The following is a 21,470-nucleotide window of genomic DNA, read 5'->3' as shown; positions in this document are numbered from 1 at the left end:
CGATAAACCCTCGATCAAATCACCCTCGAGGGTCAAAATTGCCGCGGGATGGAGCAGCCCGGTAGCTCGTCAGGCTCATAACCTGAAGGTCGTAGGTTCAAATCCTACTCCCGCAACCAAATCAAAAAACAACAAAGCCGCCGACACACGTCTGGCGGCTTTTTGTGTTTTATCGCCCTGGATCCTGGCCATCCAGCTCACCTGTTCGTCAGCAGAAGGCAAGAAACCGGCCTCGGTTCGACCTGCCGTCTCTATGCTGTCGCGTCGGAGCCGTCTGATCGGTGCTGCAGTCTTCCCTCCGCCAGCGCAACCGTCTCTCGGTTCGGGCAAAGCGGTTCGCGGTTGGCTCCCCAAAGCCACAGACAGAACACCGGCACGAAGGTCGCGCCGGTGTCTGTCAAAGGCGAAACAACCCAATTCAAAGCGGCATCGGGATCATCGTCCAGAGCCCCACATAGGTCAGGAAGTTGAACAGCAGCGTCGTCGCCGCAATGGTGCAGGCGGGCGGGTCGATATGGGTGTCGCCGTGGTCGAGAAAGACGCGGGCGAAGAACTCCCCGAGGAAGGCGCAGAGCAGGCCCGCGAGGCCGGCCCAGATCAGGCTGCCGGAGGCCGCGCCGACGATGGCGGCGGGGAGCATGATGTGGTGTGTCACCGGGGTCAGCACGCCGACGGTGAGGAACATCAGGCTTGCCGCGGCGAGGCCGAAGGCCAGCATCACCCCGGTGCCGCCATAGGTCAGGCCGAGCCAGCCGGCGAACAGGCCTCCGCCAAGGCCGATGACCAGCAATTGCGTGGTGTCACTCTGGAACACCAGCCATTTCGTGGCGTCGGTCGGCTGGAAGAAGCCGCGGCCGGGCTCGGCCTTGCCGCAAAGCCCGCAACTGCCCCAGATGAATCGGGCGATGATGCCCGAGATCACCACCGTCAGTCCGGGCAGGTCGGTCCAGGCCAGCTCGGGGCTGAAGTTCGGAACGAAGGTGAGCCCCCACATGATGACGTAGCCGACGATGCCGAACAGGCCGCCGACCACCAGCACGTCGGGGCTGTTGAGCCCCATTCCTGCGGTGACGATGTTGCGGCCGCTGTCGAGCTTGCCCTTCTTGGCGGCATAGGCGGCGGCGGCGACGCCGGCGGCGAAGCCCCCGACATGCGGGCCGAAGACGCCGAAGGGGATGTTGGTGAAGAAGTCCGTGGCCTCGGGCAGGATGGCCAGCTGGATGGCCGCTCCGAACAGGGTCAGCAGTCCGACGAAGGCAAAGGCCGGCAGCGCGCCGATGGCGGCCCCGAATATGCCGGCCCCGAAGGCGGCGAGTAAACCGAGTGCAGTCATTGTGTCCTCTTTTCAGATTTCCGGCATGTCTCGCGGGAAATGGACTGTGACTCGCGAAGGAATGCCCGTTCGTGTTTCGCTTGCCGCCTCAATTCCTCCCGATACCGACCAGACACAGAAACACCGCTCCCGGAACTCGAAGAGTCACGGGTCGGGTTTGCACGTTTTGCGGTGCATGACTGCCAACGGGCCGGCTTGCGGTTTCTGAGCGCAAGTCGTCATTGAAATAGGAGGTCGGGTCGCTTTCGGTCAACGAGACGGATTTGCCAAGAAGAGGCTTATTCTTGTCACCTTCTCTGATCCGTGGCCATCTGCCTTCGGTGTTCCTGTAAGTCTATGTTTCTAAGATCTAAATTGATGGGCAATCCCATCGGGCTCCTTGCCCAACCCTTCGCGGGCGGCCTGAGCCAGGCAGAGCTTGTCCCCGCGGGGACAAGAAATACCCCGGTCGAGGCAAGAAATTACCCGTCTCTGAAAGCCGTGATCTCCCGCACGGGTTGCGAATTGAAAAGACAGGTCGGACTCCGCCTTGTTTTATTGGCTGTTCCGCGCCGGGCAAAAGATCACCTGCCATTGTCAATTTCCTCGCGTTGTCCAAACCGGCTTTCGGGCGCACTTCTTCAGGGCGAAAGCGACACCGGGAAGGTCACGGAAATGAACGCCCCTCACGACACACGCATCCTGATGATCGTCGGAGACTACTCCGAGGATTACGAGGTGATGGTGCCGTTCCAGGCGCTGATCATGCTGGGGCTCTCGGTGGATGCGGTCTGTCCGGGCAAGCGCCGTGGCGACGTCATCAAGACGGCGATCCACGACTTCGAGGGCGACCAGACCTATAGCGAGAAACCCGGCCACCTGTTCCGCCTCACCGCGAGCTTCGGGCTGGTCGAGGCTTCGGACTATGCCGGGCTCTATATCGCGGGCGGTCGTGCCTGCGAGTATCTGCGGCTCGACCAAGCGGTGCTGCAGCTGGTGCGTGCCTTCGCGGTGACGGGCAAACCGATCGCCGCGATCTGTCACGGCGCGCAGATCCTGACCGCGGCCGGCGTGCTTGAGGGCCGCCGGCTCACGGCCTACCCGGCGGTGGAGCCCGAGATCCGCGCTGTCGGCGGCAGCTTCGTCGCCGTGGCGCCAGACGAGACCATCATCGACGGAAACCTCGTGACGTCCCCGGCATGGCCCGGGCATCCGGGGCTGCTGCGCGCCTTCGTGCAGCGCGTCGCTCCCGAAACCCTGTCCTGAAGGAAGAATGGCAGCTTAGCCTGGAGGAAACCATGATTGAGAAGGGCTTTTCACAACCGACCGAGCGTGTGCAGCGGCTGAAGGCGCAGATCCTGAACGCCCGCCCATACGTCGAGGCCGACCGCGCGGTCCTCGCGACCGAAGCCTACAAGGAAACCGAGGGGCTGCCGGCGATCACGCGGCGCGCCAAGGTGGCGGAGAAGATCTTCAACGAGCTTCCGGTGACGATCCGCGACGACGAGCTGATCGTCGGGGCGATCACCCGCAACCCGCGCTCGACCGAGATCTGCCCGGAGTTTTCGTTCGACTGGGTCGAGAAGGAATTCGAGACCATGGCCACCCGCGTGGCCGATCCGTTCGAGATCCCGAAAGAGACCGCGCAGCAGCTGCACGAGGCCTTCAAGTACTGGCCCGGCAAGACCACCAGCGATCTCGCCTCGTCCTACATGTCGAAAGAGGCCAAGGACTGCATCGCCAACGGCGTGTTCACCGTGGGCAACTACTTCTACGGCGGTGTCGGCCACGTCTGCGTCGATTATGGCAAGATCCTCGACGAGGGTTTCAAGGGGGTGATCGCTGACGCGGTCATGGCGCTTGAGACGCTCGATCGGATGGACCCGGAGTCGATCAAGAAAGAGCAGTTCTACAACGCCATCATCATCACCTACAACGCCGCCATCAACTTCGCCCATCGCTATGCCGAGAAGGCCGAGGAGCTGGCCCGCACCGAGAGCGATCCGACCCGCAAGGCCGAGCTCGAGCAGATCGCCAAGAACTGCTGGCGCGTGCCGGAAAACGGCGCCCGGACCTTCTGGGAAGCCTGCCAGTCGATGTGGTTCGTGCAGTCCATGCTGCAGATCGAATCCTCGGGTCACTCGATTTCGCCGGGTCGGTTCGATCAGTACATGAATCCTTATCTCCAGGCGGATAAGGGGATCAGCCGCGAATTCGCCCAGGAGCTGGTCGACTGCATCTGGATCAAGCTCAACGACGTCAACAAGACCCGTGACGAGGGCTCGGCCCAAGCCTTTGCCGGCTACGCCGTGTTCCAGAACCTCTGCGTCGGCGGCCAGGACAGCGACGGGCTCGATGCCACCAACGACGTGTCCTACATGTGCATGGAAGCGGTGTCGCACGTCCGTCTGCCGGCCCCGTCCTTCTCGATCCGCGTCTGGCAGGGCACGCCCGACGAGTTCCTGCACCGTGCCGCCGAAGTGGTCCGGCTCGGGCTCGGGGTGCCTGCGGTCTACAACGACGAGGTGATCATCCCGGCGCTGCAGAACCGCGGCGTGACCCTTGAGGATGCCCGCGACTACGGCATCGTCGGCTGCGTCGAGCCGCAGGCGATCCACCGCACCGAGGGCTGGCATGACGCCGCCTTCTTCAACGTCGCCAAGGTGCTCGAAATCACCATGAACGCCGGCAAGGTGGGCGACACCCAGCTTGGTCCAAAAACCAGGCCGATGGTCGACTGGGCCTCGCTCGAGGACTTCTACGAAGCCTTCAGCGGCCAGATGGCCTATTTCGTCAAGTACCTGGCCGAAGCCGACAACTGCGTCGACCTCGCCCATGCCGAGCGCTGCCCGCTGCCGTTCCTGTCGGCCATGGTCGACGATTGCATGGGACGCGGCAAATCGGTGCAGGAAGGCGGTGCGATCTACAACTTTACCGGCCCGCAGGCCTTCGGTGTCGCCGACACCGGCGACTCGGTCAGCGCGATGAAGAAGTTCGTCTTCGACGAGAAGAAGATCACCATGTCCGAGCTGAAAGCGGCGCTCGACGCCAACTTCGGCATGGCCGCGGGTCAGAACTCGCCGGCGGCCGCGCCTGCCGACCTCTCGGAAGAGCAGGTCTATGCCGCGGTGCGCAAGGTGCTGGCCCATAGCGGCTCGACCGATGTCACCACGCTCAAGGACGAGGTCTATCGCACCCTCGCCCAGTCCGAGGCCCCGGCCAACGACTCGAGCTTTGCCAAGATCCAGCGCCTGCTCGACACCGCGCCAGCCTTCGGCAACGACCTCGACGAGGTGGACCTGATCGCGCGGAAATGCGCCCAGATCTACTGCAAGGAAGTGGAGAAATACACCAACCCGCGCGGCGGCCAATTCCAGGCCGGGATCTACCCGGTGTCGGCCAACGTGCTGTTCGGCAAGGACGTCGGCGCGCTGCCCGACGGGCGGCCCGCCAAGGCACCGCTCGCCGACGGGGTCTCGCCGCGTCAGGGCAAGGACACCAACGGCCCGACCGCCGCGGCCAACTCGGTGGCCAAGCTCGACCACTTCATTGCCTCGAACGGGACCCTCTACAACCAGAAGTTCCTGCCCTCCGCCCTTGCCGGGGATGCCGGGCTGCAGAACTTCGCGTCGCTGATCCGTTCCTACTTCGATCACAAGGGCATGCACGTGCAGTTCAACGTGATCGACCGTGAGACGCTGCTCGACGCCCAGAAGAACCCCGAAGCCCACAAGGACCTCGTGGTCAGGGTCGCCGGCTACAGCGCCCAGTTCGTCGTGCTCGCCAAGGAAGTGCAGGACGACATCATCAGCCGCACGGAACAGCAGTTCTGAGCGCGCCTCTCGGTTCCCGCGCATGCTCTCTGCGCGGGGACCGATCTCGGGGGGCAGGAACCGGCGACGGTTCTTCGCGCCCGCAGCCACCGCCGGTGACCGCCCCCCGGACCCTTCCGAATTGTGGCGCAAAGGTGCTCCGATGACCCGCTACACCAGTTTCCATCCCAAGACCGAGATCGTCTTCGGCCCCGGGCTGCTCGACCGTCTGGAAGCGTTTGGCGGCCAGCGCGTGGGCATCGTCACCGACAGTTTCCTGGCCGGCTCCGGCGCGCTCCAGCGGGTGATGCACCACCTGCGCGACGCCGAGGTGCAGGTCTTCGAGGATGCCGCCCCCGAGAGCCCGCTCGAGGTGGTGCAGCGCGGGGCGCGGATGTTCGAGAATTTCAAGCCCGACGCCATCGTGGCCCTGGGAGGCGGCTCGCCGATCGATGCCGCCAAGGCGATCCTCGCCATCGTGCGCGGCTTCGACAGCGATCACCGGATCCAGCTCGTCGCCATCCCGACGACCAGCGGCACCGGCTCGGAGGTGACCGCCTACGCCGTGGTTTCCGACCCCGCCAAGGGGCTGAAATTCCCGCTGGTCTCGCAGGAGCTGGTGCCCGACATCGCGCTTCTCGATCCGGAGCTGGTGCGCACCGCGCCGGCCAGGGTCACCGCCGATACCGGCATGGACGTGATCACCCACGCCATCGAGGCGGTGGTCTCCACCGGGGCCAACAATTTCAGCGATGCCTGCGCCGAGAAGGCGCTGGAGCTCGCCTTCGGCTACCTGCCGCGCGCCTACGAGGATGGCGACGACATGGAGGCGCGCGACGCCATGCACCAGGCCTCCTGCCTCGCGGGCATCGCCTTCACCAATGCCGGGCTCGGCCTCAACCACGGGCTGGCCCATGCGCTGGGTGGCCGGCTGCACCTGGTGCACGGGCGGCTCAACGCCCTGCTGCTGCCAGTGCTGATCGCGTGGAACGCCGAAGCGCCCAAGACCGCCCGGCGCTATGCCCGCATCTCCCGCCGCATCGGCCTCGACGTGCCGAGCCCGCGCGCCGGCGTGCGCGCCCTGACCCGCGAGATCGAGGCGCTCAACAAGCGCTTCGGCATCCCTTCGACGCTGAAGGGCATGGGGGTCGACCTCAACGAATTCTGCCGCATCCGATCCGAGATCGCAGCGGCGGCCCTGGCCGATGCCTGCACGGCCAGCAACCCGCGGACCCCGACCCAAGCCGAGCTGGACAGCCTGCTCGCGTCCTTGGCCGGGTAACCCGCGGACCCGGATGATGCAGAGCGGAAAGACCAACGCCGGAAGGCAATTACTGACAACCGGAACATCGTGAGCAAGGAGAGAACGATGCAACAGGAAGCACTGGGAATGGTCGAGACCAAAGGCCTTGTCGGCGCAATCGAAGCCGCAGACGCCATGGTGAAATCGGCCAACGTGACCATGGTCGGCTATGAAAAGATCGGCTCCGGCCTGGTGACCGTGATGGTGCGCGGCGACGTCGGCGCGGTGAAAGCCGCCACCGATGCCGGGGCCGTGGCCGCCGAGAAGGTCGGGACCGTGGCCTCTGTCCACGTCATCCCGCGGCCGCATACCGAGGTGGAGCGCATCCTGCCGCACCCCGCCGCCGTGGCTGCCGAGTAACCCCTGAGACACCCTAGGAGGATCCGTCATGCAAGACGATCTCGTCGAAAAACTTATGGGGGAAGTGCTTCAGAAGATGGGCGGCGAGAAAGCCGCCCCCGAAGCCCCCAAGGCCGAGGCCCGGCCGGCGCGCAGGGCGACCCCGCGCTGCGGTCTGACCGAATTCGTCGGCACCGCCATCGGCAACACCATCGGCATGGTGATCGCCAATGTCGACCCGATGCTGCACCAGCAGATGGGCATCGACAAGAAGTACCGCTCGATCGGCATCGTCGGGGCCCGCACCGGTGCCGGCCCGCACATCTTCGCCGCCGATGAAGCGGTGAAGGCCACCAACAGCGAAGTGGTGCTGATCGAACTGGCGCGCGACACCGAGGGCGGCGCCGGTCACGGCTGCCTCATCCTGTTCGGCGCGGAAGACGTCTCCGATGCCCGCCGGGCCGTCGAGGTGACCCTCAGCGAGCTCGACCGGACCTTCGGCGATGTCTACGGCAACAGCGCCGGGCACCTGGAGTTCCAGTACACAGCCCGCGCCAGCTTTGCCCTCGCCAAGGCGTTCAACGCGCCGGTGGGGCAGGCCTTCGGGATCACCGTGGGGGCGCCCGCCGCCATCGGCGTGCTGATGGCCGATACCGCCGCCAAGGCCGCCACCGTGGATGTCGTCGGCTATTCGTCGCCGGCCAAGGGCACCAGCTTCTCCAACGAGGTGATCTTCACCTTCAGCGGAGACTCGGGCGCCGTCCGCCAGTCGATCCAGGCGGCCCGCGAGGTTGGCAAGCAGCTGCTCGGCACCCTCGACCCGGCGCCGCTGATCTCGACCACAACGCCGTATATCTGAGCGCGCGAAAAGGAGGACCGTCATGTCGCAACTTAGCTTGGGATTGATCGAAACCATCGGTCTCGCAGCCGCTGTCGAGGCTGCGGACGCTGCCGTGAAATCGGCCAATGTCGACCTGGTGGGCTACGAGTTCGCCAAGGGTGCCGGCATGACGGTCGTCAAACTCCAGGGCGAGGTGGGGGCCATCAAGGCCGCCGTCGCGGCCGGAGCACAGGCGGCGAGCCGGGTGAACAAGGTCGTCGCCACCGATGTCATTGCCCGTCCGGGCACCGGGCTTTCGGCCCTGATCGGCAGCAGCGAGACCCGGGGCACCGTTGTCCCGGCACGGGCCGAAGCGCCCGCGCCTGTCGAGGCCGTGGCGGACCCAGTCCCCGAACCGGAGCCGGCCGCGCCCGAGGCCGAGGTCACGCCGGAGCCTGCCGAGGCAGCGCCGAAGGCGGAAGCGCCTCAGCCGCCGCAGGCGGCCAAGCCCCCGGCGCCAGCACCCGCCGCCCCGGCGGTAAAGCGGGGCCGGGGCACGGTGGGAAAATCTCCACGCAAGCCGGAGCCCACCACCCACTGACAGGGGCGCGGCAGGTCCGCCCGCCGCGCCACCCATCACCGGACACGGCTCCGGTCGGGATCTGAAGACAGGACAGAACAATGACCCAGACAACCACCCTGATCGACCGGATCGTCTCGGAGCTTCTCGAGCAGGGGCGCGATGCTGCCCGCAGGCTCGCCTCGGACGAGGCCCCGGCGCTGGTGCCGGTCGGTGTCTCGAACCGCCATATTCACCTGTCGCGCCCGGACATGGACGCGCTGTTCGGCCCCGGCGCCATGCTCACCCGCATGAAGGCGATGAAGCAGCCGGGCCAGTATGCCGCCGCCGAGACGGTGATCCTGCGCGGCCCGCGCGGCCAGATCGGCAAGGTCCGGGTGCTCGGACCGCTGCGCAAGGAGACCCAGATCGAGATCTCCCGCGCCGATGGCTACGCGCTCGGCGTGCAGCCGCCGCTGCGCATGTCGGGCCAACTCGACGGCTCGCCGGGGCTCGACATCGTCGGCCCGCAGGGCACCGTCCACAAGCCTTACGGCGTGATCATCGCCATGCGCCACATCCACATGTCGCCCGAGGATGCCGCCAAATGGGGCCTGCTCAACGGCGACGAGGTCGATGTGATCGTCGATGGCCCGCGTGGCGGGGTGATGGAGCACGTGGCGATCCGCGCCGCCGAGGCCTCGGCGCTCGAGATGCATATCGACATCGAGGAGGCCAACGCCTTCGGCCTCGGCAACGACGATCTGGTTCGGATCGAAACACACTGAACGCCGCCTGAAGGAGACGGGACATGGCACATACCGACCTGACATTGCGGGAATTTGCCGGGCTGATCCGGTTCCGCTCCGTGGCCTCGCCCGATCAATGGGCCGATGGGCCGCTGAAGGTCGGGGTCGACCTTGGCACCGCCAATCTGGTGCTGGCCGTGCTCGACGCTCAGAACCGGCCCGTGGCCGGGATCACCCACCGCTCGAGCGTGGTGCGCGACGGCATCGTCGTCGATTACATGGGTGCGGTGCACGCGGTGCGCAACATGAAGCAGGAGCTCGAGGAGCGCATCGGGCGCAAGCTCGACCGCGCCGCCGCCGCCATCCCGCCGGGCATCCATCCCGGCAGCACGCGCGCCATCGGCAACATCGTCGAGGCCGCCGATTTCGAGCTTGCCGAGATCGTCGACGAGCCCACCGCCGCCGCCCGTTTCCTGGGCCTGCGCGACGGCGCCGTGGTCGACGTGGGTGGCGGCACCACCGGGATCAGCGTGCTGCGGGGTGGCGAGGTTCTCGCCTCCTTCGACGAGGCCACCGGCGGCACCCACATGACGCTCGTTCTCGCTGGCGCGAAGGGCATCCCCTTCGCCGAGGCCGAGGCCGAGAAGCTCGACAGCGACCACGAGCGCGACACGTTCGCGCTGGTGCGCCCGGTGGTCGACAAGATGGCCAGCATCGTCAACCGCTTCCTCGAGGATTTCCCCGAGGTGGCGACGATCCACGTGGTTGGCGGCGCCTGCTCGTTCAGCGAGTTCCGCGACGCCTTCGCCAACCAGACCGGCAAGCGCGTGGTGATCCCCGCCGAGCCACTGCTGGCAACGCCCTTGGGCATCGCCATGTACCCCTTTGCCGACGGGAGGGTGTGATGACCGCCCGCCTCGAGACCCTGATCACCCGCGCCCTGCTCGACATGCTGTCGGACGCGATCGTGGCACGGCTGCGGCTGCAGCAGCGCTCGGCGTTGGTGCTGGTCTCGGGCACCGAGCTGGGCCTGCGCCCGGCGCTGGGATCGCTGGCGCGGCTTTGCGCCACCGGATGGCGGCTGGAGATACGGCGCACCGCGGATGCGTCGGGGCTGATCGGGGAGGAGACGCTGCGCGAACTGGCCGGGGGGGCGAAAGCGCCGGCCGCCGGGGATGCAGCGTTGGCCCCGCGCGAGATCGAGACCTGCCTGCAGCGCAACGCGCTGGTGATCGTGCCGACGCTCAGTCGCCCGCTCGCCGCGCGGCTCGCGCTCGGCCTCTCGGACGGCGCGGTGCCGGGCCTGCTCGCCGGGGCGCTGGAGCGGGGGGTGCGCATCGTCGCCGCCCGTGACGGCTGCTGCCCGGCGAGCCGGGAGCGCCTTGCGCGCGGATGGAACAAGAGCGCGGCCGCCGAGGCGCAGGCCGCGCATCATCTGGGCCAGCTCGAGACACTCGGGGTCGAGCTGGTCTGGGCCTCACAACTCGACGGCGCGGTGGCGGGTGGGGCCGCCCCTGCGCCGGTGCCCCCGGACCCCGCCCCCGCTGCGCCGGAACCGCGCGGCGGCGGGGTGTTCGGCTGGGCCGATGCGAAGGCCTTTGAGGGCGAGGAAGTGCGGCTGAACAGGGGCGTGCTGGTCACGCCGCTGGCGGCTGAGGAGTTGCGGGCCCGCCACGTGCGGCTCGTGCGGGTGTGAAGGAGAGCGACATGCATCTGGGACGCGTCATCGGAACCGTCGTCTCGACCAGCAAGGACCCGAGCCTGTCGGGCTCGAAACTGCTGATCGTCGCGCGGCTCAACGAGCAACAGGAGCGCGACGGCTTCACCGAGATTGCCGTCGACACCGTGGGGGCCGGGCATGGCGAGCTGGTCATCGTGACCGCCGGCAGCGCCGCGCGGCAGGCCGGAACGCTGGGCGGCTCGGTGGCCGATGCCAGCATCGTCGGCATCGTCGACACGGTCGAGACACACTGAGAGGAGGGCGCGCCATGCAGACCGCAGAGCTGATCGACCGCCTTCTCGGAGACGCGCTGGCCACGGGGGCGCTAGGCCCGGTGACGCTGGCCGAGGCGTTGCGGCTCGCGGCCCGCGCCGAGGGCAAGGCCGAAGAGATCGGCGTGCCGGTCTCGGTCGCGGTGGTCGATGCGGAGGGCGTGGAGCTGCTGTTCCACCGCATGGCGGGTAGCCTCCCCGCCAGCGCGCGGCTCGCCCGAGACAAGGCCTGGAGCGCCGCTGCCTTCCGCATGAGTACCGAGGCGCTGGGCCGTCAGGCGCAGCCGGGCGGGATGCTTCCCGGCGTCGAGACAAGCTGCGGTGGCCGCGTTGTGCTCTTCGGGGGCGGGCTGCCGCTCCTGCGGGGCGGGCGGATCGCCGGGGCCATCGGCATCAGCGGCGGCACGGTGGCGCAGGATATTGTGATCGCCGCCCATGCGCTGGACGGATTTTTCGAACAGGCGGGCTGAGGCCCGAAGACGGAGTGGAACGATGAACGACGCAGATATCAGCAAGACAGTCGAAGCCTTCCTCGGAGGGCGCGACACCGCGGTGCTCGAGAAACCTCCCGTCGCCGCAGCCCCGGTGGCCCCTGTGGCCGCGCCCGCCGCGCCGAAGCCGGTGGCCGAGCGCGATCTGGTGGCCGAGATCCTCGCCGGGATCGCCGCCAAGGCACCGGCCCAGAGTTCGGCGGAGACAGCAGCAAAAACCAGGCGCGCCTTCGAGCCGGGCAGCATGGGCTGCACCTGGGAAGCCACAAAGGCGGAGAGCCCGGACCTGGTGTCGGAGGTGCTGACCCGGGTGCTGAACGCGCAGGGCGTCGAAGACGAGCTGCCGCTGCCCGAGAGCCTTGCGGCCTCCTTCGAGGCGATCTCGGAGACCGGCTTTACCGCGCTTGGCGATGGCGTCTTCGCCACCATGGACGAGGCCGTCGAGGCGGCGGATGCGGCGCAGAAACAGTATCTCTTCTGCTCGATGGCGGCGCGGCAGCGCTTTGTCGACGGCATCCGCGAGGTGGTTCTCGCGCCCGCGATGCTCAACCGGCTGGCCCGTATGGCCGCCGAGGAGACCGGCATGGGCAACGCCGCCCACAAGGTGATCAAGAACCGCCTCGCCGCCGAGAAGACGCCCGGCACCGAGGATCTGACCACCGATGCCTGCACCGGCGACAGCGGCCTGACGCTGGTCGAGTACTCGGCCTATGGCGTGATCGGCGCGATCACCCCCACCACCAACCCGACCGAGACCATCATCTGCAACGGCATCGGCATGCTGGCCGCCGGCAACTCGGTGGTGTTCAGCGTGCACCCGCGCGCCACCAAGGTCTCGCTGATGCTGATCAAGCTGCTCAACCGCAAGCTCGCGGCGCTGGGCGCGCCGGAGAACCTCATCGTCACGGTGCAGGCCCCCTCGATCGAGAACACCAACGCCATGATGGCCCATCCCAAGGTGCGGATGCTGGTCGCCACCGGCGGCCCGGGCATCGTGCGCGCGGTGATGGCGAGCGGCAAGAAGGCCATCGGCGCCGGCGCCGGCAACCCGCCGGTGGTCGTCGACGAGACCGCCGATCTCGACAAGGCGGCGCAGGACATCGTCAACGGGTCGAGCTTTGACAACAACCTGCCCTGCATCGCCGAGAAGGAGGTGATCGTGGTCGAGCAGGTGGCCGATTACCTCGTGGCCCAGATGCAGGCCCGCGGCGCCTATCTGGTCTCCGACCCGGCCCTGATCCGCAGGCTCGAGGAGACCGTGCTCAACGACAAGGGCGGCCCGGCCACCGAGTGCGTCGGCAAGAGCGCCGCACACCTGCTTGAGAAGGTCGGCATCAAGGCCGGCCACGACGTCAAGCTGATCCTGATCGAGCTGCCGAAGACGCACCCCTTCGTGCAGGAGGAGCTGATGATGCCGATCCTTCCGGTGGTGCGCGCGCCCAGCGTCGACGAGGCCATCGACCTCGCCGTCGAGCTCGAGAAGGGCAACCGCCACACCGCGATGATGCATTCGACCAACGTGCGCAAGCTGACCAAGATGGCCAAGCTCATCCAGACCACCGTCTTCGTCAAGAACGGGCCGTCCTATGCCGGGCTCGGTGCCGGCGGCGAGGGCTTCAACACCTTCACCATCGCGGGCCCGACCGGCGAGGGGCTGACCTCGGCCAGATCCTTTGCCCGCAAGCGGCGCTGCGTGATGTGCGAAGCGCTCAACGTGCGCTGAGGGCCTGGCGAGAGAGAGAAGACGGGAGAGCGACCATGAACATGCGGATCATCAACGCACCGCAGGAGGGCGTGCTCGACATGCTGAAACGGCGTGTCGCCCCGCACACCCGCAAATGGGTGGAAGAGCACCACATCTCGGCCATCGGGATGGTGCAGGCCAGCGTGCCGGACCTCTTCTACTACTCCGACATCGCGCAGAAGGCCTCGGACGTGTTCACCGTCGAGCTGTTCGGGACCTGCCCGCAAACCACCACGACCCTTGCCGTCTTGGGAGAGACCTCCGCCGTGAAGGCGGCGATGGAGGCCATCGAGGCAGGGCAGTCGGCCGGGTTCTGACCCTTCGCGGGGCAGCGGCCGCCAGAGACAGAAAAAGGACGCATCATGACCGACACCGACTATGACTGCGAAGGCATCGTCTTTGACATCCAGCGCTACTCCATCCACGATGGCCCCGGTGTCCGCACGATCGTCTTTCTCAAGGGCTGCCCGCTGCGCTGCCGCTGGTGCTCGAACCCGGAAAGCCAGGCGCCGGAGCCCGAGCTCTTCTACCGCGATGCCAGCTGCATCAAGTGCGGCGGCTGCAAGCCGGTCTGCCCGGTGCAGGCGCTGTCGCGCGACAATCCCGGCTTTGTGGATCGCGAGGCCTGCCTGAAATGCGGCCAGTGCGCTGCGGTCTGCCCGACCGAGGCGCTGACCCTCACCGGCAAGCGCATGAGCGTGCAGCAGGTGATGCAGGAGCTGCGCAAGGACGCCACGCAATACCGCCGCTCGGGCGGCGGGGTGACGCTCTCTGGCGGCGAGCCGCTGTTTCAGCACCGCTTCGCCCGCGAGCTGCTCAAGGCCTGCCACGAGCAGGGCTGGAACACCGCGATGGAGACCACCGGCTACACCAGCCGCGAGATCGTGCGCGATGTGATCCCGCATGTCGATCACGTGCTGATGGACCTCAAGGCGATCGACCCGAAGGTGCACAGGGACAACACCGGCGTCGACAACCGCATCATCCTCGAGAACGCGCTGGCGATCTCGGAGATCAGCCACACGGTGGTGCGGGTGCCGGTGGTGCCCGGTGTCAACGACACGACCGAGGCGGTCGCGGCGGTGGGGGCCTTTGCCAAGCTGATGCATGGCGTGGGCGAGGTCCACCTGCTGCCCTACCACACCTTCGGCGAGAACAAGTACGCATTGCTCGGCCGCGACTACCCGATGGGCGACACGCCCAACCTGAGCGCCACCGACATCGCGCCGCTGGCGGCGGTGGTCGAGGCCATGGGTCTCGACTGCGTTGTCGGGGGCTAGGGGAGGCCGAGATGAGCACCTACACCACATCCGAGTCGGTGACCGAGGGCCACCCGGACAAGGTCTGCGACCAGATCTCCGATGCCATCCTCGACGCCTATCTCGCCCGCGATCCGCTTGCGCGGGTGGCGGTCGAGACGATGGTATCGGGCAACACGGTTCACATCGCCGGCGAGGTCACGGCGCAGGCGCATGTGGAGATCGCGCCGCTGGTGCGCGGCGTGCTGCGCGAGATCGGCTATGACGACCCGGCGCTGGGCTTCGACGCCGAGGGCTGTTTCATCCTGACCGACCTGCACGAGCAGTCCCCCGACATCGCGCAGGGCGTGTCGCGCAGCACCGCGCTGGGCGCCGGCGATCAGGGCGTGTTCTACGGCTATGCCTGCGACGAGACCGTCTCGCTGATGCCGGCGGCGATCCACTATGCCCACCGCCTGACCGAGACGCTGGCAGCGGCGCGCCACGAGGGCCGGCTGCCGTGGCTGCGGCCCGACGGAAAGGCGCAGGTCACGTTCCGCAACGACGCCGACGGCCAGCCCTGCGAGCTCACCAGCCTCGTGCTCTCGACCCAGCACGCCGAGGCGGTCCCGCGCGAGGAGATGGTGCGCGGGCTATTGGCCGAGGTCATCGTGCCGGTGATGGGGCCTTGGCTGCGCCATGACACGCGGGTGCTGATCAATCCCACGGGCCGCTTCGTGCGCGGCGGGCCGGGGGCGGATACCGGCGTGACCGGGCGCAAGATCATGGTCGACACCTATGGCGGCATCGGCCGCCACGGCGGCGGCGCCTTCTCGGGCAAGGATGCCACCAAGGTCGACCGCACCGCCGCCTACATGGCGCGCTACATCGCCAAGACCGTTGTCGCCGCGGGGCTTGCACGAAGCTGTGAAGTGTCACTCGCATTTGCGATAGGTCAGTTTTTGCCCGAAATGATCGATGTAAAGATACACCCAGAGTGCGGAATCGACGTCGACACACTCGCGCAGGTCATCCGGGAGGTGTTTCCTCTGTCGGTCTCCGGCATGATCGAAACCCTCGACCTGCGCCGACCCAATTTCCGCAGAACCGCAAGCTACGGCCATTTCGGCCGTGAGAATGAGGGGTTCCGATGGGAATGGACGGATCGGACATCGGCATTGCGCAGCGCCCTGGAACGGGCGGCGGCGCGCAATGGGACTTCGATCTGTCGCAAGTCGCTCTCCCGGTGCAACGGCCGGGATGTTCGACCGACGGCTCCCGCCGAAAGCGTCTGGCAGATCTGATGAGCGTCGCGACGCTGCAGAAGATCCAGGACAATTTCAGCGCGGCGGTCGGGGCGGCGATGGTCATCGTGGGACCGGACGGGGAACCTGTAACCGAGCCAAGTGGGTTTACCTCGTTCTGTGCCGCGATCCGGAGCCGCCCCGGCTGGCGGGAGCGCTGCTGCCACTGCGACTCTGTCGGTGGCCGCACCGCCCTGTCGAACGGCGAGCCCTGCATCTACAAATGCCATTGCGGGCTGGTGGATTTCGCCGCCCCGATCACCATCTGCGGCGAGTATCTCGGCGCGGTGATCTGCGGCCAGATGAACCTCGTGGAGGATGGCTCGGCGCCGAAATTCATGGACCTGTCGGAGCTCTTCCCGACCGAGGAGGCCTGGCGCCGCGATGACGAGCTGCTGCGGATGTTCCGCGAGATCGGCACCATCTCCTACGACAAGCTGCGCGCCGCGGCCTATTCGCTCTATTACATCTCCTCCTACATCGTCGAGGAAAGCTACCGTAACAGCGTCTCGGAAGAGCTTTACCGTAACAAGCTGCGGCTGATGGAGGAATCCAAGCGCCGGGCCGAGCTCGAAGGATCGCTGCGCGAGGCCGAGCTGCGGGCGCTGTCCTATCAGGTGAACCCGCATTTCCTGTTCAACGTGCTCAACACCATCGGGCGGCTGGCGCTGATCGAGGGCGCGGAAGAGACCGAAACCACGGTGCAGGCCTTTGCCGACATGATGCGCTATATCCTGCGCAAGAGCGGCGCGCCGCTGGTGCCGCTCTCGAGCGAGATCGAGCATGTCGAGAACTACCTCTACCTGCTGGCCCTGCGGCTGGGCGACCGCTTCGATTTCGAGATCGTGGCGGGCGAGGGGACGGGCGCGGTGCTGTGCCCGTTCATGGTGCTGCAGCCGATCGTCGAGAACTGCATCAACTACGCCATCGAGCCGCGCGAGAGCGGCGGGGTGATCCGCATCGAGACCCGGCGCGAGGGCGATGACGTGCTGGTCGACATCATCGACAACGGCGAGGGCATCTCGCCCGAGCGCAAGGCCGCGGCGCTGGCGGGCAACGCGGGGGGCGACGAGCGCAAGAGCATCGGCATCAGCAATGTCGACAGCCGGATGCGGCATTACTTCGGAGAGGATCACGGGCTGGAGATCGTCAGCCCGCACGAGGACGGGCGCGGCACGCTGGTGCGGCTGCGCATTCCGGTGGATTTCGATCCCGCGGCGATTCCGCTGCCGCTGTGATCGCGGCGCCCCGACCAAGGCGCAGCAGGAAAGAGAGCAAACCCATGTTCAACATCGTCATCGTAGAGGACGAGGAGCTGGAGCGGCGGGCGCTGCGCAGGATCCTCGACAGCAGGCTGGAGGGGGCGCAGGTCATCGGCGAGGCGCGCAATGGCAACGAGGCAGTGGCGCTGCTCGACACCCGCCAGATCGACCTGATGCTGCTCGACATCCGCATCCCGCGCCCCAACGGCATCGAGCTGATGCAGATGGTGCGCGATCGCGGGTTGGCGACCAAGATCATCATCCTGACCGCCTACGATCACTTCGACATCATGAAGGAGGCGATCCACCTCAAGGCCGACGAGTTCCTGCTCAAGCCGATCCGCACCGAGGATCTGCTGCAAGCGGTGCGCGGCTGTCTCGGCAGCCTTCCAGAAAGGGCCAGTGCGGCGGCACGGGCTCCGGTGGCGGACCGGGTCGGCGAGCTGATCGAGGCCAACGATTACCGCGAGTGTCTCGCCCTGCTGCGCCAGAAGGTCGAGAGCATCTATGCCCGCGAGGGCGTGGTGCTGCGCCGCGAGGTGCGCGAGCTGCTGTCGGAGCTGGCGGCGATGATCCGCACCCGCGGGCTCGATCTGCCCAGGGCGCTCGAGCGCAGGATCGCCGAGCTCGATCAGCGCAATCTCGACCTGCACAGCCATTTCCAAGTTCAGGAGCTGGTGTTCCAGATCGCCGACGTCCTGTTCGAGGTGACCGATCCCGGGGGCGCCCATGCCGCCGACCGCATCGCCGAGGTGCTGAACTATATCGAGCGAAACCTGCACAAGGGCGTCACCCTCGAGGACGCGGCGGAGTTTGCCCGGATCAGCCCGTGCTACCTTAGCCGGCTGTTCCGCAAGGAGATGGACACCACCTTCATCGCCTACGTGAAGGCGCAGCGCATCGAGCGCGCCAAGGTGCTGCTGCGCGACAGCGATCTGCCGGTGGGCAATGTCTCGCTCGACCTGTCGTTCAGCGACGCGAACTATTTCTGCAAGGCGTTCAAGAAGGAGGTCGGGCTGTCGCCGTCGGAATATCGTCGGCAGGCGATGCGCGAGCGGGTGGCCTGACCGGGGCGCGGCGGGCTAGAGGCTGGCGGGGCTTTCGCCGCGCAGCTTGCTGACCAGATCGACCAGCTCGACCAGCGAACGGATCTCGAGCTTCTCGAGGATGCGGGCGCGGTGGTGATCGACGGTGCGCGGGCTGATGCCCAGCGAGTTGGCGATCTCCTTGCTCGACACCTCGGCCGGGTTGGCGAGCATGCGCTTGACGATCTCTTCCTCGCGCGCGGTCAGCCGGTTGAACCTGGCCTGAAGCGCGCGGCGGGTCTCGAGCGCGTCGCGCTTGGCACCGGCGATCTCGAGCGCGGTCTCGATGCGCTCGATCAGCACCGACTGGCGAAACGGCTTCTCGAGGAAATCGACGGCACCGGCCTTCATCGCCTGCACCGATTCCGGCACCCCGCCATGGCCGGTGATGAACACCACTGCCAGCGGGCTGCCCTGACCGTTGAGCAGCGCCTGGAGCTCGAGCCCGCTCATTCCGGGCATGCCGTGATCCAGCACCAGACATGCGGCCTGCTCACCATCATAGGCGGCGAGGAACTCGCGCCCTGAGGCAAACGCCTCGACCTCGAAGCCGCGCTGCGTGAGCGCGCGGGTCAAGGACGTCCGAATGTCCTGATCATCATCGACGATGAAGATCATGTGATTGCTGTCACTCATCGAAAATCGACACCTGAATTAAAAAACATCGCAAGCGTAAAATACTTTTCGCGAAGTTTCACCGTGGCATGTCAGGTTTTTTGGGAGTCTGCAACTGCTACGAGAGCGGCGGGAGGACGCTGCATCCTGCTCGACACGATCGCCCTTTTCGCGAATCCCGGATTTCAGATTTCGGAATTCGCGGCATTCACCGTAAAGCGGAAACAGGCGCCGCGCGGGTCGCAGCGCTCGTGCCAGAGGCGGCCATCATTGGCCTGCACGATGGAGTGGCAGATCGATAGGCCGAGCCCCATGCCGCTGGGCTTCGTGGTCTCGAATTCGGTGAACAGGTTGATGTCGGGCGACACGCCGGGGCCGGTATCGGCGACGGTGACCAGCACCTGCTTGCCCAGCTTGTGGGCGCGGATCGTCACCCGGCGCTCGTCGCCGTTGTTCTCGGCCACGGCCTCGATGGCGTTGCGCAGCAGGTTGACCAGAACCTGCGCGATCTGAAGACGGTTGGCGTTTACCGGCGGCAGGTCTTCGAGCTCGGTGCAGATCGTCGCCCCGGCGGCGCGGGCCTCGGCGATCACCAGCCGCTGGGTCTGGGCCACCAGCTCGGCGAGATCGAAATCGGTGCGGATGCCCTCGTCGCGGCGGATGAAGGCGCGCAGGGCGCGGATGATCTCTCCAGCGCGCACCGACTGCTCGGCGATCTCCTCAAGCGTCGCGCGCAGCTCCGGATCGGCGGCGCTCATCTGGTCGACGGCATAGAGCGCGCTGTCGGCATTCTGCGCGATAGCGGTGAGCGGCTGGTTGAGCTCGTGCGCCAGCCCGGCGGCGACCTGCCCCATGGTATTGTCACGCGAGAGGTTCGACAGGTCCTTGCTGAGCTCGGCGATCTGCTCCTCGGTGTGCTTGGCCTGGGTGATGTCATCCATCGTCAGCACGAAATGCAGCGCCCGGCCCTGCTGGTTGAAGATCAGGATGGCGTTGACCGCGGTCCAGATCGCGACACCGCCGCGGCGCACGCAGCGCAGTTCTTGGTTGATCTCGCGCGGCGGATCGCGGTCGTCGCCGTCGAACAGGCGGAAGGGGGGATCGTCGGGGTGGATCAGGTCGGAGATCGCCATGCCCTGAAGCGCCTCGGCGCTGTAGCCGGTGATCTCGCAGAAGCGCTCGTTGACCCGAAGGAAGCGGCCGGTGCGGGCGTCGATCTGGGCCATGCCGCGCGATGACAGCGCGAAGGTGCTGCCGTATTCCATCTCGGTCTCGCGGCGTGCGGCGATCTGCTGCATCAGCGTTTCATTGGCGTTCTCGAGCTCCTGGTAGGTCTTGGGCAGCGGCTCGGAGGGATCGAGCTCGCCCTGCGAGATCAGCGCCGAACGCACGGCGAAGGCGCGCACCGGCTTGTAGATGAAATTCGCCAGCGCCAGCCCGCAGAGCCCGGTGATCGCCGCGACGACCACCGCGATCCAGATATTGGTCAGCCGGTTTTCCTTGATGACCTCTGTGAAATCGCTCTCGAGCGCATACGCGGCGATGGTCCAGGGCAGGTGCTCGCTGATCGGCGGCATCACCACGGCAACGTAGGTCTCGCCGTCGTAGCGGAACTGCGACAGCGTCTCCTCCTCGACGGCGGCGACGCCGTTTTCCATCACCTGCGCGAAGGCGGCGCGGGCGATCGGATCCTCGAACTGGCGGATATCGACGAAGCGCAGCGTGCCGTCGGCATCCTTGGTCTTCAGCAGCGACTGGTTGGGATGCGCCAGCACGTCGCCGTTGCGGTGGATGATCAGCGCCCGGCCAGTGCTGCCGATGCGCAGGCGGGCGAGAAAGTCCGAGATGTCGCTGATCTCGATGTCGACGCCCACGATGCCGCGCACGCTGTCGGGCCCGTCCATCACCGGAGAGGCCAGCGTGATGCCGGGCTGCTGGGAGGAGAAGAAGATGTAGGGATCGGTCCAGATCGTGGTGAGCTGCTGGCGGGCGCGGATATACCACGGGCGCTTGCGCGGGTCGTAGGGGTCGTCGGGGTCGAGCTGGCGTTCGATCACGCGGAACTCGTCGTCGCGCCAGATCAGCTCGGTGGTGCGCTGGTCGCCCTCGACGCGGATGATCTTGGTGCGGAAGGGGCCGGGGCCGCTATCGGCGCGCATGACATAGACGAAATCGCCATCTTCGCTGCCGTGGTAGACTCCGGCGAATTGCGGCGCGAGCTGGAGCTGCTGGAACAAGAGCTGCTCGAGCAGTTCGGGCACGTCGCTGGCGATGACGCGGTCCTGTGCCAGCCGGGCGGAGAGCTCGGCGGCGCCGCGGGCCGGGCTGAGGAAACCGCGCGAATGCTCAATGGTATTGGTGCCGACATCGCTGAGCAGATCGCGGGCATGGTCGAGAAGGGCGCGCTCGGAGGTCACGTAGGAAGAGAACACCACCGCGAGCACGGCGACGAACTGAAGCCCGGCGAGACCAATTGCCAGCAATGCTCCCAGTGAAACGCGCATCATACCCCCGTGCCAGTTTTTTGCCGGCCGGCCGGTGGCTTACCCGCCCCCGAGTTTTTCCACAAAGGGGCGCTTCGGGCAATGGCGCAGGTGGGCGCGGTGCATAGGCAAAACTACGCAGGCAATCACGCCAATTTCAACTTCTTGGCGGGTATGAAAGATTAGATCCCGTCGAGAGAGGGGGGTAACGAGTTCCCGTCGTAGCGTTCCCTGGATCGGCAATATTTGTAAAAAGTTCTTTTAATGGCGTTAGTGAGTGGCGCTTATAGTATTTTGTTTCAGCAAGGGCCGGCGTCAGATATCCCCATCTGGCGCCGGTTCCCTTTTGAAGGAGGGGTGTT

The 21,470-nt window shown here is 66.6% G+C and carries 19 protein-coding genes, 1 tRNA gene and 1 pseudogene; 18 read left to right on the top strand and 3 right to left on the bottom strand.

What is annotated here, in order from left to right; all coding sequences use genetic code 11:
- The first annotated feature begins 42 nt into the window (after positions 1–42).
- A tRNA-Met gene (locus KUV62_RS03890) sits at positions 43–119 on the top strand.
- A 299-nt stretch (positions 120–418) separates the two neighbouring features.
- Here KUV62_RS03890 and KUV62_RS03885 read toward each other — a convergent pair.
- A complete protein-coding gene (locus KUV62_RS03885) occupies positions 419–1,333 on the bottom strand; it encodes a permease (protein WP_222602346.1) in 915 nt (304 codons plus the stop codon).
- Positions 1,334–1,987: 654 nt separating this feature from the next.
- On the opposite strand from KUV62_RS03885, the gene KUV62_RS03880 reads away from it, so the two are divergent.
- From KUV62_RS03880 to KUV62_RS03800, 17 genes and pseudogenes are all read left to right on the top strand, one after another.
- Positions 1,988–2,578, top strand: coding sequence for a DJ-1/PfpI family protein (locus KUV62_RS03880; RefSeq protein ID WP_222602345.1), 591 nt, complete (start codon positions 1,988–1,990; stop codon positions 2,576–2,578).
- A 32-nt stretch (positions 2,579–2,610) separates the two neighbouring features.
- Complete coding sequence (locus tag KUV62_RS03875) at positions 2,611–5,145, top strand: glycyl radical protein (protein ID WP_222602344.1); 2,535 nt, start codon at positions 2,611–2,613, stop codon at positions 5,143–5,145.
- Positions 5,146–5,287: 142 nt separating this feature from the next.
- Positions 5,288–6,406, top strand: a complete 1,119-nt coding sequence (locus KUV62_RS03870; protein WP_222602343.1) for a 1-propanol dehydrogenase PduQ — start codon at positions 5,288–5,290, stop codon at positions 6,404–6,406.
- Positions 6,407–6,493: 87 nt separating this feature from the next.
- Positions 6,494–6,787, top strand: coding sequence for a propanediol utilization microcompartment protein PduA (gene pduA / locus KUV62_RS03865; RefSeq protein ID WP_106207992.1), 294 nt, complete (start codon positions 6,494–6,496; stop codon positions 6,785–6,787).
- A 28-nt stretch (positions 6,788–6,815) separates the two neighbouring features.
- A complete protein-coding gene (pduB, locus tag KUV62_RS03860; protein WP_222602342.1) occupies positions 6,816–7,625 on the top strand; it encodes a propanediol utilization microcompartment protein PduB in 810 nt (269 codons plus the stop codon).
- 22 nt (positions 7,626–7,647) lie between these two features.
- Complete coding sequence (locus KUV62_RS22805; RefSeq protein ID WP_222602341.1) at positions 7,648–8,187, top strand: BMC domain-containing protein; 540 nt, start codon at positions 7,648–7,650, stop codon at positions 8,185–8,187.
- An 80-nt stretch (positions 8,188–8,267) separates the two neighbouring features.
- Positions 8,268–8,933: a phosphate propanoyltransferase gene (locus KUV62_RS03850; RefSeq protein ID WP_222602340.1), complete on the top strand. Its 666-nt coding sequence runs from the start codon at positions 8,268–8,270 to the stop codon at positions 8,931–8,933.
- Between the two features lie 23 nt (positions 8,934–8,956).
- Positions 8,957–9,799 carry an ethanolamine utilization protein EutJ gene (eutJ, locus tag KUV62_RS03845; RefSeq protein WP_222602339.1) on the top strand — a complete coding sequence of 281 codons (843 nt, stop codon included), beginning with the start codon at positions 8,957–8,959 and terminating at the stop codon, positions 9,797–9,799.
- The gene (locus KUV62_RS03840; RefSeq protein WP_222602338.1) at positions 9,799–10,590 is read left to right on the top strand and encodes a hypothetical protein; all 792 of its coding nucleotides are present in this window, start codon (positions 9,799–9,801) and stop codon (positions 10,588–10,590) included. Before eutJ ends, KUV62_RS03840 begins: the two co-directional genes overlap by 1 nt.
- An 11-nt stretch (positions 10,591–10,601) precedes the next feature.
- A complete protein-coding gene (locus tag KUV62_RS03835; RefSeq protein WP_222602337.1) occupies positions 10,602–10,868 on the top strand; it encodes a EutN/CcmL family microcompartment protein in 267 nt (88 codons plus the stop codon).
- Positions 10,869–10,882: 14 nt separating this feature from the next.
- Complete coding sequence (locus KUV62_RS03830; protein WP_222602336.1) at positions 10,883–11,356, top strand: GlcG/HbpS family heme-binding protein; 474 nt, start codon at positions 10,883–10,885, stop codon at positions 11,354–11,356.
- 22 nt (positions 11,357–11,378) lie between these two features.
- Positions 11,379–13,100 (top strand): aldehyde dehydrogenase family protein, encoded by a 1,722-nt coding sequence (locus KUV62_RS03825; protein ID WP_222602335.1) that lies wholly within the window; start codon positions 11,379–11,381, stop codon positions 13,098–13,100.
- Between the two features lie 35 nt (positions 13,101–13,135).
- The gene (locus KUV62_RS03820) at positions 13,136–13,438 is read left to right on the top strand and encodes a BMC domain-containing protein (protein WP_222602334.1); all 303 of its coding nucleotides are present in this window, start codon (positions 13,136–13,138) and stop codon (positions 13,436–13,438) included.
- Positions 13,439–13,483: 45 nt separating this feature from the next.
- Entirely contained in the window at positions 13,484–14,401 is a 918-nt protein-coding gene (locus tag KUV62_RS03815) for a glycyl-radical enzyme activating protein (RefSeq protein ID WP_222602333.1), read from the top strand.
- Between the two features lie 11 nt (positions 14,402–14,412).
- Positions 14,413–15,549 (top strand): annotated as a pseudogene (gene metK / locus KUV62_RS03810) (methionine adenosyltransferase); the annotation flags it as partial.
- 113 nt (positions 15,550–15,662) lie between these two features.
- Complete coding sequence (locus KUV62_RS03805) at positions 15,663–16,901, top strand: PocR ligand-binding domain-containing protein (protein WP_222602331.1); 1,239 nt, start codon at positions 15,663–15,665, stop codon at positions 16,899–16,901.
- Between the two features lie 44 nt (positions 16,902–16,945).
- Positions 16,946–17,992: a response regulator gene (locus KUV62_RS03800; protein ID WP_222602330.1), complete on the top strand. Its 1,047-nt coding sequence runs from the start codon at positions 16,946–16,948 to the stop codon at positions 17,990–17,992.
- A gap of 15 nt (positions 17,993–18,007) precedes the next feature.
- On the opposite strand, the gene KUV62_RS03795 is transcribed toward KUV62_RS03800, so the two are convergent.
- Complete coding sequence (locus tag KUV62_RS03795; RefSeq protein WP_222602329.1) at positions 18,008–18,646, bottom strand: response regulator transcription factor; 639 nt, start codon at positions 18,644–18,646, stop codon at positions 18,008–18,010.
- Between the two features lie 164 nt (positions 18,647–18,810).
- Positions 18,811–21,108 (bottom strand): cache domain-containing protein, encoded by a 2,298-nt coding sequence (locus tag KUV62_RS03790; protein ID WP_261395249.1) that lies wholly within the window; start codon positions 21,106–21,108, stop codon positions 18,811–18,813.
- Between the last annotated feature and the right edge of the window lie 362 nt (positions 21,109–21,470).

The sequence above is a fragment of the Salipiger bermudensis genome (genome assembly GCF_019801965.1).
Taxonomy (GTDB): domain Bacteria; phylum Pseudomonadota; class Alphaproteobacteria; order Rhodobacterales; family Rhodobacteraceae; genus Salipiger; species Salipiger bermudensis_A.
The sequence above is the reverse complement of the archived record's forward strand: the minus strand, read 5'-3'. Positions and strand labels throughout refer to the sequence as shown.